The sequence below is a fragment of the Robertmurraya mangrovi genome (genome assembly GCF_034427655.1).
Taxonomy (GTDB): Bacteria; Bacillota; Bacilli; order Bacillales; family Cytobacillaceae; genus Robertmurraya_A; species Robertmurraya_A mangrovi.
The window spans coordinates 64,320-79,606 of record NZ_JAXOFX010000010.1 but is presented as its reverse complement, the minus strand read 5'-3'; the positions used below and the strand labels follow the sequence as shown (position 1 = coordinate 79,606).

Annotated in this window: 16 protein-coding genes; 14 read left to right on the top strand and 2 right to left on the bottom strand. The window is 38.2% G+C overall.

The genetic code is table 11. The features are described from left to right. Positions 1-36 precede the first annotated feature (36 nt). Both SM124_RS15065 and SM124_RS15060 read left to right on the top strand, forming a co-directional pair. Positions 37-300, top strand: coding sequence for a cory-CC-star protein (locus SM124_RS15065; RefSeq protein ID WP_322447342.1), 264 nt, complete (start codon positions 37-39; stop codon positions 298-300). Between the two features lie 13 nt (positions 301-313). Continuing rightward, positions 314-1,252, top strand: coding sequence for an ArsA family ATPase (locus tag SM124_RS15060; RefSeq protein ID WP_322447341.1), 939 nt, complete (start codon positions 314-316; stop codon positions 1,250-1,252). Positions 1,253-1,291: 39 nt separating this feature from the next. Here SM124_RS15060 and SM124_RS15055 read toward each other — a convergent pair whose 3' ends face one another. Further along, a complete protein-coding gene (locus SM124_RS15055; RefSeq protein ID WP_322447340.1) occupies positions 1,292-2,941 on the bottom strand; it encodes an L-lactate permease in 1,650 nt (549 codons plus the stop codon). A gap of 318 nt (positions 2,942-3,259) precedes the next feature. Between SM124_RS15055 and SM124_RS15050 the strand changes: the two genes are divergently transcribed. From SM124_RS15050 to selB, 11 genes are all read left to right on the top strand, one after another. Then, complete coding sequence (locus SM124_RS15050) at positions 3,260-3,478, top strand: DUF1659 domain-containing protein (protein WP_322447339.1); 219 nt, start codon at positions 3,260-3,262, stop codon at positions 3,476-3,478. A gap of 37 nt (positions 3,479-3,515) precedes the next feature. Then, positions 3,516-3,731, top strand: a complete 216-nt coding sequence (locus SM124_RS15045; protein ID WP_322447338.1) for a DUF2922 domain-containing protein — start codon at positions 3,516-3,518, stop codon at positions 3,729-3,731. A gap of 126 nt (positions 3,732-3,857) precedes the next feature. Next, positions 3,858-3,998, top strand: a complete 141-nt coding sequence (locus SM124_RS15040) for a YvrJ family protein (protein ID WP_322447337.1) — start codon at positions 3,858-3,860, stop codon at positions 3,996-3,998. 276 nt (positions 3,999-4,274) lie between these two features. Next, positions 4,275-4,475, top strand: a complete 201-nt coding sequence (locus SM124_RS15035) for a cold-shock protein (RefSeq protein ID WP_322447336.1) — start codon at positions 4,275-4,277, stop codon at positions 4,473-4,475. 112 nt (positions 4,476-4,587) lie between these two features. Next, positions 4,588-5,055: a DinB family protein gene (locus SM124_RS15030; RefSeq protein WP_322447335.1), complete on the top strand. Its 468-nt coding sequence runs from the start codon at positions 4,588-4,590 to the stop codon at positions 5,053-5,055. A gap of 93 nt (positions 5,056-5,148) precedes the next feature. Continuing rightward, on the top strand, positions 5,149-6,297 hold the full coding sequence (locus SM124_RS15025; RefSeq protein WP_322447334.1) for an exonuclease SbcCD subunit D: 1,149 nt from the start codon (positions 5,149-5,151) through the stop codon (positions 6,295-6,297). Then, a complete protein-coding gene (locus tag SM124_RS15020) occupies positions 6,294-9,431 on the top strand; it encodes an SbcC/MukB-like Walker B domain-containing protein (RefSeq protein WP_322447333.1) in 3,138 nt (1,045 codons plus the stop codon). The genes SM124_RS15025 and SM124_RS15020 overlap by 4 nt, the downstream gene beginning before the upstream one ends. A 195-nt stretch (positions 9,432-9,626) precedes the next feature. After that, the gene (locus tag SM124_RS15015) at positions 9,627-10,307 is read left to right on the top strand and encodes a Dph6-related ATP pyrophosphatase (RefSeq protein ID WP_322447332.1); all 681 of its coding nucleotides are present in this window, start codon (positions 9,627-9,629) and stop codon (positions 10,305-10,307) included. A gap of 24 nt (positions 10,308-10,331) precedes the next feature. Next, the gene (locus tag SM124_RS15010) at positions 10,332-11,060 is read left to right on the top strand and encodes a YwaF family protein (RefSeq protein ID WP_322447331.1); all 729 of its coding nucleotides are present in this window, start codon (positions 10,332-10,334) and stop codon (positions 11,058-11,060) included. Between the two features lie 75 nt (positions 11,061-11,135). Beyond that, a complete protein-coding gene (gene coaW, locus SM124_RS15005) occupies positions 11,136-11,936 on the top strand; it encodes a type II pantothenate kinase (RefSeq protein ID WP_322447330.1) in 801 nt (266 codons plus the stop codon). A gap of 74 nt (positions 11,937-12,010) precedes the next feature. Next, positions 12,011-13,897 carry a selenocysteine-specific translation elongation factor gene (selB, locus tag SM124_RS15000; RefSeq protein WP_322447329.1) on the top strand — a complete coding sequence of 629 codons (1,887 nt, stop codon included), beginning with the start codon at positions 12,011-12,013 and terminating at the stop codon, positions 13,895-13,897. 35 nt (positions 13,898-13,932) lie between these two features. Here the strand turns inward: selB and SM124_RS14995 are convergent, their stop codons facing one another. After that, a complete protein-coding gene (locus SM124_RS14995) occupies positions 13,933-14,403 on the bottom strand; it encodes a DinB family protein (RefSeq protein WP_322447328.1) in 471 nt (156 codons plus the stop codon). A 198-nt stretch (positions 14,404-14,601) separates the two neighbouring features. Here SM124_RS14995 and SM124_RS14990 point away from each other — a divergent pair, with 198 nt between their 5' ends. Beyond that, complete coding sequence (locus tag SM124_RS14990; RefSeq protein WP_322447327.1) at positions 14,602-15,216, top strand: TetR/AcrR family transcriptional regulator; 615 nt, start codon at positions 14,602-14,604, stop codon at positions 15,214-15,216. Positions 15,217-15,287: the final 71 nt, after the last annotated feature.

Below are 15,287 nucleotides of genomic sequence, written 5' to 3'. Positions count from 1 at the left end.
TCTCTGTTCCTATTCTAAAAAGGAGTTCTACTCAAAATGACATTGTTTGATTTATTAAAAAAAGTCATCCAAACATATGATGAAATATTAAGCCAACCACATCGAGCAGAGTTAGCTAGAGAAATAAGGGACGAAGAGGACCTTTTTATGCTTCTATGCTTTTCTGAAATGCTCGGAATTCCTAATCCGGCCTTTTATTACACACTAGAATTGTATCCTCTAATTATCGAAAGATTTCATGAATGGCATATAAGAATGGGTATGGAAAAATCACCATTAGATGGTGTTCGATGCTGCTAGGGAGGCTATCATTATGACATTTTTACATAAAAAGATTTATTTTGTAGGCGGAAAAGGTGGAGTGGGGAAAAGTACCTCATCGGCTGCTTTAGCTTATCTACTATCAAAAGAAGGTAAAAAGGTTCTTTTAATATCAACAGATCCCGCTCACAATACAGGTGATTTATTTCATGTGAACTTAAGTGGGGAAATTACGCCTGTGTTACCAAGTTTAGATATCCTTGAAATCAATTCAGAGCAAGAATCTAAAAAGTATATTGAATCTGTAAAAGAAAATATTAGAGGACTTGTAAAAGCAACCATGATTCAGGAAGTACACCGTCAAATTGAATTGGCTGCGACTTCACCTGGAGCAGAAGAGGCTGCATTATTTGACCGGATCACCTCCATTATTTTAGAAGAGAGCCGCAACTACGATTCAATCGTTTTTGATACCGCTCCAACCGGGCATACCCTTAGACTATTAACTTTACCCGAATTGATGGGAGTTTGGATGGACGGCTTACTTCAAAGAAGACAAAAAGTGAACGAGAACTACAACCAGTGGATGAACGACGGGGACCCTATTGAAGACCCAATCTATGAAAAACTTCAAGAACGAAAAACCAAGTTTATGAGAGTAAGAGAAATTCTCCTGAATCAAGAAACAACAGAATATATTTTTGTTTTAAACGCTGAAAGACTACCTATCTTAGAAACTCATAAGGCTATTCAAACGTTACGTCAACATCAACTAAATGTAAACACCGTAATCGTGAACAAGTTGATTCCTGAAGAGGCGGATGGATCGTTTATGGCAAAAAGAAGGGAAAATGAACAATCCTATAAGCGTGAAATTGAGGAAACATTCAGTGAGCAAAAAAAGGTTCTCATTCCTTTATTGGAGCATGATATCTCAACGTTGGACCATGTGCGAGTGTTTTCGAATTTTATAGAAAAGGCTGTAAAATAGGGCTGTATAAAAAAAGAGAGAAGGAAATCATCCTTCTCTCTAAAGAAAGTAAGTCACAATATGCGTTAATAATCCACTCATGAGAACATAAAATAACATCGGCCCGAGTGTATATCGAATGATCGTACCTTCTTTCCCAACAAGTCCAACGACGGATGCTGCAGCTACTACATTGAGTACACAAACCATATTCCCTGCATTTGCCCCGAGCACTTGGGCAGAGAGAATGTTAATGGGATTTACGGCAATTTGCTCCGCTACGCTAAACTGGAATAAAGCAAACATCATATTAGAGAAGGTAGCACTTCCAGAAATAAAAGAACCAAGTGCCCCGATTAAAGGTGCTACGATAGGCCAAGCCCCTCCGACTCCATTTGAAATAAGGGAAGCGAGCTCCATCGGCATGCTCATCAGATCTGCCCCATTCACTCCCGAATTGATAAAAATCCTCACCATAGGTACAGCTGTCCCAAGTGCAATCGCACTTCCTCCCAATGTCAGTAAGGATGTATGAAACGTCTTTTTGACAATAACCTTGTTCATCCCATGAACAAAAATGGTGATTAGGACAACAAGGATAAAAATAGTCCCTGGTAAATAGAAAGGCTCAAATTTACTACTGATTCCTGTCCCCAAAATATCCGTCATACCAATCTTCACACTTTGTAGCCAAGCTTTAATGGGTAAAACTTTTAAACGTGTGAGGACTAATAAGACAGCTACTAAAATATACGGGACCCAAGCACGTAACAAAGACATTTGTTTTGCCTCAGCGAGATCTTCTACCAAATCATTCGTATCATTTCCATGGAAATCCCAAGTGTTTTTAGGAATAAACCAGCCTTTTTTTGTGATTGGAATGATGATGACTAAACCTATTAATCCTCCTATTAAAGAAGGAAAATCAGGACCTAGCAAATGGGCAGCGAAATAGGCAGGGATGGTAAAGGAAAATCCTGCAACAAGAGCAAATTTCCAAACCTCTAAGCCTTCTCTCCAAGATTTATTTTTCCCAAAGAATCTAGTCAGTAGGGCCACAATAATGAGTGGTATAAATGTACCGATGAATAAATCAATCGTAACCGCTGTTTCAGCTGTTTCTTTTAGCAGGTTCTCAAAAGGAACAGGTCCAATGAATTCGGCAACCTGTGGGGCTAGTGAAGCTCCTTCTTGAAGACCTTGGTTAATTCCTACTAATATAGGCGTTCCTACTGCTCCAAAGGTAACTGCACTGGAATCTGCCACAAGTGCGGTTACAACAGCGGCAAGTGGAGGGAAGCCAAGGGCAACTAAAATAGGTGCGGCAATTGCTGCTGGAGTACCAAAACCGGCAGCTCCCTCAATAAAGGATCCGAATAGCCAGGCGATAATAATCGCTTGAATCCGTTTATCAGGAGTAATGTTCGTAAAACCGTTTCGAATCGTATTCATTGCTCCACTTAATGACAGTGTATTTAAGAGAAGAATGGCACCAAATACAATCCAAAGGATCGAAACAGCAATAATGAGTCCTTCTATCGTAGCTGCAGCCACTCGAGTAAAATCCATTCTCCAAATAAAAATGGCTAAAAGGGCTGTTGTGATAAAACTAATGGGCATTGCTTTTGAAGAAGGCAGCCTAAAAACAACAAGAAATAAAAAGACAGCTAGAATAGGGGTTAAAGCCGTGATTAATTGCATAATGTTCATATTTTTCACCTTACATTTGATTGGTTAAATCTTGATAGTAGTAATGATATAAGGCCTCCAAAGGAATTAAATTTTTCTAGAACCACTAGAAATGAAGCTTATGTTTGTGCAATCGATTGCTTTCCTTAGAACAAATAAATTTTAACATGATTGTTTTAAGACTAGAGGGTGGATTCTTTAAAATTATTTGACACTGAACTTAGCTAACCTTTTTCAAAATCTAACATCTAAAAATTTATTATCCCCAATTTAAAATTCACCATGTCCGATTTCGCCATTTTTCCGTATAAAGAAGGTGAGAGGAAGGAGGTGAACACAATGGCACAACAAATGATTCTAAGTTCCAAACTACGTTTAGTCTTTGATGGTGGGATGGACGATAATGGTAAAACAATCTACAAGAATAAAACGTATTCAAACATCCGTAGAGAGGCTACAGCCGATCAGTTACTTCAAGCGGGACAAGCCCTTGCTAACTTAAGTGTAAATGCGTTAGTGAGTGTGGAAAGAACAGACAATTTTGAAATTGTAAACTAAGTGGTTTTAACAATAAATAAGGGAGGAGGTGAAGGGAATGGCTAAAACGCTAGAATTAGTATTTCTAACGGAAACAGGTGCGACTTCAAGTATTATGGTCGATTTTCCTAAAGAACCGGTTAATCCGGTAGAGGTGAAAGCTGCAATGGATGCAATCATCACTTCAGATGCATTTTTTAGCACAAAAGGGAAATTAGTAGAATCAAAGGGTGCTAAAATCATTGAGCGAAATGTGACCGAGTACGAATTGTAATCCCAGGATCTAGAGCCGGTTTCGATTGTTGAACCCGGCTCTTTTGACAGTGTAAATGTCGAAACTTGTAAATATGTCAATAATCTAGAACAAATGATTAAATCAGAACAGGAGGCGAAAAAGCTAATGGATCAGTTCATTCCCCTCATTAGTGAGGTAGGCTTTCCGGTTGTAGTCACACTATACTTGCTCCATCGAATTGAAGCAAAGTTAGATGTGGTTGTCCAGTCCATTCAAGGTCTTCCAGAACGATTGAATGGTCAATGAAGATGAGAGAAATAATGGGTATTTTTGTCGTAAATCGTAGGAATTTGAAGAGAAAAAAACCGTCTAAACATGCATGAATATTGGGTTTATCGCCTTGACACAAGTCTTTGTATGATGATAAATTTAGGTTAGCCGTTATGCATCGTGTTATGTATTTGCAAGACTTGGTTCAAACGCTTTATAGCAAGTTTGGAAGAGTAATTGAAAGAATGCTAAACGTTGTAAATGGTGAAATTTACACATGGCTGATTTTGGCCAATAGGAGGATTATTTTCTATGAAAAACGGTAAAGTAAAATGGTTCAACGCTGAAAAAGGTTTCGGATTTATCGAAGCTGAAGACGGAAACGATGTATTCGTACATTACTCAGCAATCCAAACTGAAGGATTTAAAAGTCTAGAAGAAGGTCAAGAAGTATCTTTTGAAGTTATTGAAGGTGCTCGTGGACCACAAGCTGCTAACGTAACTAAAAAATAATCGCTTACTAATGAATCCTACAGCTCAACCACACCGGTTGGGCTGTTTTATTTTTGCATGAAACTTTACTAGACTTTCCTATTTCTGCGATAATTTCTACTGAGGTGTAGTCATGAATCTTTATGTAAAATCCATTTTTCATCAACTACAAGTGGCAAACGAAAGTCTACTAGAATTAATGGGTCAAATCGATGTGAATCTTTTAGATGAAAAGACTGATGAAAATAAGCGAACGATTAGAGAGCTATTAGCACATATAGTTGTTATTTACGCAGCGGACTATTATATTATGGAAGGCTCAACACAAGAAGAAATGAACGATTTTTATAAAAATCATATTCCTTATTCAATAGAAGAAATGAGATTAGAATTGGACAGGAATTTTAATTTTTTACGAGAACAAGTATCAACATTCTCAGAGCAAGATTTAACTGAATTAAAAACCTCCTGGTGGGGAGTCACGTATTCACGGTTTGAGTGGTTGGTTGAAATCGTTGCACATATTTACCACCATCGAGCACAGTTGCATACGATGCTCATTGAAATAGGGACACATCCACAAGTACGATTATTTGAATAACTTTTTCTAACATTTGTAAAAGTCATACGAACATTTGGTCTGGTATAATGATAGAATATTTAATAGAGTAGATATTTTAAAGAGGTGAGTAGCTTGAAGTTTATTCATACGGCCGATTGGCACTTGGGGAAGCTGGTGCACGGAATTTACATGACAGAAGATCAGCGAGAAGTGTTAAATCAATTTGTTCAATTAGTAGAAGAAGAAAAGCCAGATGCTGTGGTCATTGCTGGTGATTTGTATGACAGATCCGTACCACCGACAGACGCGGTTGAATTGCTTGATGAAGTACTATTCAAAATCAATGTCGAGTTAAAAACACCTGTTGTTGCAATTGCGGGAAATCATGATAGCGCAGAACGTCTTCATTTTGGAAGCTCATGGTATCGCAACAGCCATTTTTATTTAACAGGGAAAATCCAAAACGAATTTAAGCCCGTTCAAATTAATGGTGTGAATTTTTACCTCGTTCCATATGCGGAGCCTGGAAATGTACGTCACGCTTTAAATCGAGAGGGTGTGAATAGTCACCAAGAAGCGATGAAAGCGATTATAGGAAAAATCGAAGAAAATTTGAATCCGAATGAACCGAACGTTTTTGTTGGACATGCCTTTGTACTAGGAGGCAATACGACTGATTCTGAACGTACGCTTTCCGTTGGTGGTTCGGGGTGTGTAACGCAAGATTTATTTGCTCCATTTTCCTATACAGCATTGGGTCACTTACATAGTCCAGATGCGATTAAACATGACAAAATCTTTTATTCTGGCTCTCTATTAAAGTACTCATTTTCTGAAGCGAAGCAGCGTAAATCGGTTTCTATTGTAGAAATGAAAGAGAATGGAACCTTTGATATTCGCTATCGTTCCTTAGCACCAAAGCAAGACATGAGAGAGCTATCCGGGTACCTAGAGGAGCTTCTTGATACGAGTTTTTATGAAAAGGAAAAGGTAGATGATTATTTAAAAATCACTCTTCATGATGAAGGGGCGCTCCTGGATCCGATTGAAAAACTACGTCAAGTGTATCCAAATGTACTACATCTAGAGCGTAAATTAGTGTTAAAGGATATGAAGGATAAAAAATCTTTTACATCGGTTCGAGAAGAAAAGAAATCGGAACTAGAATTGTTTGAACAATTTTACACAGAAATGACTACTGCTGAGTTTACTGAAGACAAAAAGGAAGTCATGACAGAGGTTATTGAAAAGGTGCTTCAAGAGGAAGGTGACCGCCGATGAGGCCGATAAAGCTTTCGATGCAAGCATTTGGACCTTATGCAGGAGTAGAAATGATTGACTTTACCTCGCTTGGAAACCGGACGATGTTTGTTATTTCAGGTAAAACTGGTTCAGGGAAGACTACGATTTTTGATGCCATTAGTTATGCTATTTACGGGAAAGCAAGTGGGGAAGACCGAAGCGGACCGGAACTAAGAAGTCAATTTGCGAAAGATGAGCTGTTAACAGAAGTTAGTTTGCAATTTTCCCTCCGAGGCAAAAATTATTTTATTACTCGTTCTCCTCAACAAGATAAAAAGAAAGAACGAGGAGATGGCGTAAGGACAATCGGAGCGAAAGCTGAACTTTACGTCTTTAACGATGTAGGTGAAAAACTTCTTCTAGCAGCAAATGTACGTGATGTGGATGAAAAAATTAAAGAAATTATGTTAATTGACAGCAATCAGTTCAGACAAATTTTAATGATTCCACAAGGGGAGTTCCGTAAGCTTTTAACATCAGATAGTAAAGATAAAGAAGTTATTTTACAAAGATTGTTTCATACAGAAATATATAAAAAGGTTGAAGAAAAGTTAAGAATAGAAGCAACAGAGCTGAAAGTGGCTGTTGAAAAGCAAGTGGAAGACCGACATTCTGCGATTAAGCGAATTCATGCCCTTTATTCGGATGAACTGAAGAATTATGTGGAAGCGAACAGTGTAAATGATACATTGATTTTTCCATTGCTATTAGATGAACTTACATTGATGAGTGAGCAATTAACGAAGTTAGCTGAAGAAGTGGCAAAAAAGCAAGCTTCACGAGATCAGCTTCAGCAAAAATTGTTTGAAGCCGAAAATTTAGCGAAGCAATTAAAGTCTAGAGAAGAGTTAGGCTTAAGAAAACAGCAACTTGAAGCAGACAAAGAGGTTTACCAATTAAAAGAGCAAGAAATCGTTTCAGCTCAAAAGGCAGCCCTACTCGCTCAACAAGAAGAGCTTTGTCATCGTCTAAAAAGAGAATTGGACGAAGGAAATAAAGATTTAGAGGCAAGAAAAAGTCATTTAGAATCTTTAACTCTTTTATTAAAAAGTCGTGAAGAAGCATGGTTAAAAGAGAAAGACCGAGAAGATGAACGCAAATCAGCTCAAGAAGCGGTCAATCAGTTACAGCATATGAAGGAAGATGTTCAATCCTTTGCTGTTATCCAAAAAGAAGTGAGCCATTTAGAAAAAGAACTAAATGAAACAAAGACGTTAAAGAGTTCCTCTGAGGATCGACTGAAGAGAATTGAAGAGGCACTTCAATCACTAGCGGAAGAGAAAAGCATGATTGAAAAAAGTCAGCTTACCTTTTTGGAAAACGAACGGAAAGTCGAGAAATATTCTAGTGAGCTTGATTTATTAGTGAAACTAGAAAAACAGATGGAGCGTCAAAAAGTAGCTACACAAACATTATCCGTTAGATCGGGGATATTTAATCAAGTCGATTCAAGGCTAAAGGACGCTAAGATTCTACTAGAAGACTTAGAAAATAAATGGTTGAAGGGACAAGCGTCCATTTTGGCCAGTCACCTTCACGACGGGGAAGCATGTCCGGTATGTGGTTCGGAACAGCATCCTCATTTAGCTACTTCCTTAGGTGCTGACATTCCAACAGAAGAGGATTTAAAGGCTGCTAAAAAGCAAGGTGCTGAGCTTGAGTTAGAGAAATCTCGTGCTGAGTCCGCCTTGTATGAGGCCCGTTCAGAAGTTTCCACTGTTGATATGGCCGTACAAGAATTAGCGGATGAAATCAAAAAGGGAAGAGAACATTTTACTCTAGATGAACTATCTACCGTTAAAAATACGGTGATCAGCCAAAGAGATGAGTTACTGGGGACTCAAAAAGAGCTGCAGGCTAAGATGTTAAAACTGGAGAAAATCAACGCCAACCTTGAAAAGGGACAAAAAGAAAAAGAGCTAGCTGCGAATTTCATTCATGAGTTAACGGAAAAGCTAAACAACCAGACGATTGCCTTTACTGAAAAAAATACAAATTTAAATCGTATGCTAACTAGCTTACCTGAGCATTTACGTTCGGTGGAGGCTTTTGAGTTAGAGTGGAAAAAAGCGACTGTACGCCATGAGACATTATTAAAGCTGTTAGAACAAACTCAAAAAGAATTTCAGGAAACGGCAAAGGAACACGCTTCAAAACAGGAAGGTTACAACACGGTTTCCCAATTTGTTAAAGAGAAAGAACAAGCGCTAAATGTTGAAAAAGCCGCTTTTGTTGAAAAGATGTCCTCTCAAGGATTTGAGAACTATGGATCTTATCACGGAGCAAAGAGAAGCGATTCACAGATTCAACAATTAGAAATGCAAATTCGCAGGTACCGTGAGGAACTAAGATCCGTTACCGACCGTTTTAACGAGTTGACGCTGTTGCTTCAAGATGCAAAAGAGCCTGATTTAGAGGGATTAAATGCGGCATTTGCTGAAGCAAATAAAGAAATAACAGAATTAAATGAGCAGTACAACCAATTATTTATGAAAAAACGTGATAATGAAGATGTTCGAGATAAAATTACTTCTATTAATGAACATATTAAAACATTAGAAGATCGATACAAGCTCGTTGGACACTTATTTGAAATCGCTAAGGGACAGAACACGTACCGAGTTACATTTGAACGATTTGTTTTAGCCGCATTTTTAGATGACATTTTACAAAATGCAAACGGTCGACTATCCAAAATGACGAGCGGAAGATACCAACTTTTAAGAAAAACAGACCGATCGAAGGGTAATGTACAAAGTGGGCTGGAATTGCTTGTATTTGACCAATATACCGGTCAAGAGAGACACGTCAAAACATTGTCTGGTGGGGAAAGCTTTAAGGCGGCACTTTCCCTTGCATTAGGACTAGCAGATGTCGTCCAGCAATACGCGGGTGGAGTTTCTCTAGAAACGATGTTCATTGACGAAGGATTTGGAACACTAGACCCGGAATCATTAGATCAAGCCATTGAAGCATTAATCGATATCCAAAGCAGTGGTCGTCTTGTCGGAATCATCTCCCACGTACCAGAGTTGAAAGAACGAATTGATGCTAGATTAGAAGTGTACTCGGCTCAAACAGGTAGTAGGACAGAATTTGTGTTTATGAATTAAGGGAAGAGGCAAAGTCTAGAGGGACTTTGCCTCCTTTTTTTTGAAAAAAACTCCTATTTACTCGCCCAAATTCAAGATTGCCAAACTCTACTTGCGTAGGCAAATACAATTTATACGAAACTTCCTATCTACCATCATCTCCCAAACATGTTATGATAAATGTACAAATTTTCTTACAAAAAGGATGACATAATTATGACTCAAAAAATAGCTTTATCATGGAGCGGTGGGAAAGATAGCTGCTTAGCTTTACATACACTTATGGAACAAGGTTACGAGGTGGTCTCTCTTGTTACGACAGTACCAAAGGAGTTAGGGAGGACTTTTGCTCATGGTGAGAGAACGGAATTAATCAAGTTACAAGGAGAGTCTTTAAATATTCCCGTTCATTTTATAGAATGCCAGTTTGAGAGTTATACTGAAAACTTCTTCGATTCTCTAAAAGAGCTTAAACAGACACACGGTATAACAGGGATTGCCTACGGAGATTTATATTTAGATGAACATAGAGATTGGGGAGAGAAAGTAGCAGACCAGGCCAACTTAACAGCCATTTACCCACTTTGGATGAAAAAAGAAGACTCTCTGTCTGCTCTAGAAAAGTTTGTACAGTCTGGTTATCAAGCAGTCGTGATTCGTGTTCGAGAAGATGTATTGGATGACACGTGGTTAGGTAAACCACTTGACGAAAAATTCCTTGAAGAAATTCAACTAAATACGGAAGTATGTCCTATGGGGGAAGCGGGGGAATATCACACATTCGTGTATGACGGACCCCTTTTTACAAAAAGAATTGAACTGCAGGAGCCTAGCTTCATAGCTTTAGAAACCACCAAGAGGTTAGAATTTAGACACTTTCAACTGATAGAAAAATAAAGTTGTAAAGGAGAGGGGGACACAATGAGCTTATTTGGTCATTCATACGATACGTACCCATTTGAAATTTTTTCTTTGTATCACCTTGTGACCCTAGCTGTATTTCTACTCATATCCATACTGATATACGTGTACCGAACCCCATTATCTAAGTATGAAAAAACCGTCCGGTATACGATGTTCATTTTGCTTTTCGGTTTGGAAGCCTTGTATCATATATGGCTTTTCAAGGGAGGAGTTTGGGATCTGTCATTCACGCTTCCGCTCCAACTCTGTTCAATCAGTTTACTTTTATGTTGTGTGCTCCTTATAACGAACTCAAAAGTACTTTTTCAAATCGTCTATTTTTTGGGAATAGCCGGAGCTCTGCAAGCGTTAGTTACCCCTGAGCTTTTTTTAGGGTTTCCGCATTTTCGATTTATTCAATTTTTCCTTACTCATATGCTTATCATTTGGGTTGCTCTTTTTTATGTATTTGTTCATAAGTACAAACCGACATGGAGAGGACTACTGCAAGCTTTTTTATTTTTAAATGTTGCAGCAGCGGTTGCTTATCTAGCCAATAAATTAACACTAGGAAACTACATGTTTCTCGCACAAAAGCCTACAAACGCTTCTCTATTAGACTACCTTGGTCCATATCCATATTATATTCTCTCGTTAGAAGCAATTGCTTTTACTTTGTTTGTTATGATGTTCCTTCCTTTTTGGTTACGTGAAAGAATGAAAATGAGACAAGAGTCTTACTATTAGAAAGGTGAGGAATAACTAAAGTGGAGAGAGCTTAAGAAGCAAACGTGCTTGAAAACATTAGAAGGAGCGGAAGCAGTGAAAAAATCCAAAATCGGAATCGACGCAGGTGGTTCTCTTATCAAATTGTGCTATGAGCAAAAGGGAAAGCTTCATTTTAAAAAATATGACTACACACAAGTGGAATCCGCTATCGAGTGGTTGAAGTTTCTCGCTCCACATAGTCAAGTGAGATTAACAGGTGGAAAAGCAGGAGTTATTCAACAGACATTTTTACCAGAAGCTCGTATCATCCCAGAGTTTACAGCCACATGCGAAGGAGCCCAGTTCCTTAACAAGCAATCCACACTTCCTATAAAAGGCCCATTCCTTTTAGTTAATATCGGAACAGGTACCTCTTGGTTTTTAATCAATGGAGATCACTACGAAAGAGTGTTAGGTAGTGGAATGGGTGGAGGGACATTTGTTGGATTAGGGAATGTAATCTCAAACGAACGAGATTTTTTTAAATTAAATCAACTCTCGAGTCTAGGAAATAAAAATAATGTGGATTTGCTAGTGAAAGATATTTACCACCCGCTAGAACCACCGATAAATGGAGATTTAACCGCTAGTAATTTCGGGAAAGTGGCTGACATTAAACCTGAAGATGGCATCGCAGCATTAAGCAACCTGATGGCCGAGACCCTAATCTTATTAACCATGCAAACAGCAAAATTACATAAAGTGAACGAAATCGTTTATATTGGAAATACATTAATAGGAAATTCCCTATTAAAAACAACTCTTGAATCTTACACAACAGCGTTAGGGTTCTCTGCCTACTTTTTAGAGAATGGAGAATTTAGTGGTGCGGTGGGAGCTTTCATGGCAGATTGACATTACGTAGCTTGAACAAAATGAACATTCAAGCTACATTAGATAGAGGAGAAACATAGAAGAAGGTGTCAGTTTTGAATAAAAGGTATTTTACGATCGGAATGGCAGGACATATCGACCATGGGAAGACAACGTTAACGAAAGCATTAACGAATATAGATACCGATCGATTAAAAGAAGAAAAAGAAAGACAAATTTCGATAGAATTAGGGTTTGCTCCCTTATACGATGACGACGAAATCCAAGTTTCCGTCATTGATGTTCCAGGTCATGAGCGCTTTATCCGTCAGATGATTGCCGGTGTCGCAGGAATTGATTTAGTGGTTCTAGTTGTTGCCGCTGATGAAGGGGTCATGCCACAAACGAAGGAACATTTGGAAATCCTCGGTTTCCTCGGAATAAAAACAGGTTTAGTTGCCATCACGAAGATTTCAAAAGTTGATGAAGAATTTATTGACCTTGTACATGAAGATATCTTTGAAGAATTGAAAGGGACCGTTTTTGAACATTCCCCTTACGTCTTAGTGGACAGTCTTGAGCATAAAGGAATTGAAGAGCTGAAAACCCTTATTTTACATACGTTAAAAGAACAAAATATGCGCGATGCAAAAGGCCCTTTTCGTTTGCCAATCGATCAAGTATTTACCGTGAAAGGTCAAGGGACGGTTGTTCGGGGTACCGTGTATGAAGGAATGGTAGAGGAAGGACAAACTCTAAAAGTCATGCCTACTGGGTTAACGGTAAAAGCCCGTCAATTACAAGTCCATCACCAGCCTGCGGAAAGAGCCTACGCTGGTCAAAGAGCTGCCATTAATTTGGCCGGTGTGGATAAGGACGAGCTAGAAAGAGGAGATGTCTTAGTTTCCTCGGAGCATTTTATCGTAACAAGAACGATTGATGTGGCCATTCGTGTAGTTGAAAATCTTGAATACTTGATTAAACAACGAATGCCGATTAAATGCCATATTGGAACGGCAGAAGTCATGGGTAGAATCGTCTTTTTTGACCGTAATGAGCTGAAAGAAGAGAATGGCGAGATTCTTTGCCAACTCCGTTTAGATGAGGAAATTGTAACGAAGCGGGGAGACCGATTTATTTTAAGACGCCCAAGTCCTCAAGAAACGATTGGTGGAGGATGGGTCATTGATCCAAAAGGGGAAAAGTATCGTTTCGGTGAGAAAACGATTGAAAGCTTAGAAAGTAAGAAAGAAGGGTCTTCTTCTGATCGAATCATCGCAGCATTAGTTGAAGGAAAGAGTTTGACCATCGACGAGTTAATGAAACGAACAGCCTTAACGGAAGAAGTACTGAAAGATGAGTTGTTAGCAGCTCCATTCCATTTATATAACGGAAAAGAATACGCATTAACGAGAGTTATGGAAGAAATCGAAGAAGATTTATATGATCGATTGAGAGACTATCATCATCAATATCCAATGAAACAAGGATTAAATAAAGCCGAACTTCTTCAAGCGCTTCAGAAAAACTATCCAAAATCGCTACTTGATTATGTAGTGGAACAAGCGGTTTTAAAACAAACATTCAAGAGGAAAGGTCAGTATGTTTCCACGGGAGATTTTGAACCACATGTTCCAGAAAGCTGGCAGAAACGCACGGAAAATATGCTAGATGCTCTTAAACAAGATAAACTAAAGGCAGAATATTTAACCGACTATATAAAAAAAGCAGGAATCCCTGATCACCTTGTGCCTGATTTGAAAAGATTTTTAGAAGAAAGCAACCAGGTCGTTTCATTGGATGATAAATTCTACTACCATGAGAATGTTTTTTCTGACGCAGTCACTCAACTGAAGCAAGGGACAGGATCCGAGTTCGAAGTAGGGCAAGCGAAAGAAATCCTAGGACTTTCCCGAAAATACATGATTCCCTTTCTAGAAAGACTAGACGCAATGGGATTGACAGATAGAGTAGAAAACAAGCGGGTTTGGAAGATAAAGTAAAAAGAATCGAGTAAATTTTACTCGATTCTTCTAATTTAACGATTAATAAAACGCTTCAGCGTACTAATAGCATGAAGGTGTAAACCTTCATGATAAAGGGAAAAGTTAATAAATTCCCCAATCGTACTCAATGTGACTCCACTGCTTGTAGTATAAGGTCTCTCTACAGATTCATTTAATCGACCCTTTAAAGATTCTTGGATACGCTTTGGTTGCTCTTCAAGAAGAACGAGTAATTCACTTAGTGTTGGAACTTCCTCATTCCAATCAGCTGGCTTTGTTCCTCTGCCAAATAAGCGATCAAAGTTTTCTGGTAAATTCATTGGTTCCCCTGAAAAGAAGAATGCAAATCTTTCTTGAACTAAGTAAATATGACCTAGGTTCCACTTAATATGATTGTTAAAACCCTCTGGAATCTTAACGACCGTTTCCTCAGTCAAATCTTTAACAGCATTGACCGTCAGTTGTCGTACAATTTCTAGCTGTTTAAGCACTACTTGTTCCATAAAAACCCTCTTCTCACTTATGATTTTGAAAAATCTTCCTAATAAGTAGTTTACTATATTAAGAGGAAAAGGAGGAGTAGAGTGACTTAAAGTCATCATGTAAATTTTCGACCTTTTTCTCAATTTAATTGACATATTATACTTTAAATTGTATATTCTCTATCAAGTGATAGATTTATGATTTAGGAAGTGGAAAACATGAGGCACAAGCGAAGAGATGGAATAGAGACTAGACACTTGATTGTTAAAGTTTCACGGGATTTATTTATGGAGCTTGGATATCGAGCCGTTTCTACTAGAAAAATTGCTACTGCTTGTCAAATCACACAACCCACTCTATATCATTATTTTGAAAATAAAGAAGCCATTTATCTAGAAGTTCTTAGAACCGAGCTATTGGAAACAAAAAACCAGTTAGATCAAGTGATTTCAAATCATGAGGATCTTGAAGAATGTTTATTTCAAATTTCGTATCACCTTTTACTTCATGTACCTAAGGATTTAAGCCAAATGGAACATGATATTCGCCATGAATTAGCTGAGCAGCATAGAGGAATGATTTTTCAGTGGTGGCAAGCCGCTTACTTAACTCCTATTTCAACCGTATTAGAAAAAGGAATGAATAAAGGGGAGATTAGACATCCTTCTGAATATCATACCACCGTTGATTCATTATCGATGCTTTTGCTAAATTTAATTAAAGCATACCCGCCTTCAGATCCGAGTTCGCCTGAAATACAGATAGAAAAGCGAGCAGAAGAACAGGCAAGATTATTCACCAATATCCTTTTATATGGTTTGGCTCCAAAATAAGCAGGCAAATCATATTTATTTGATCAAAACTTATCATTTGATAGATATCTGAAAATTTATAAAAGGGATGA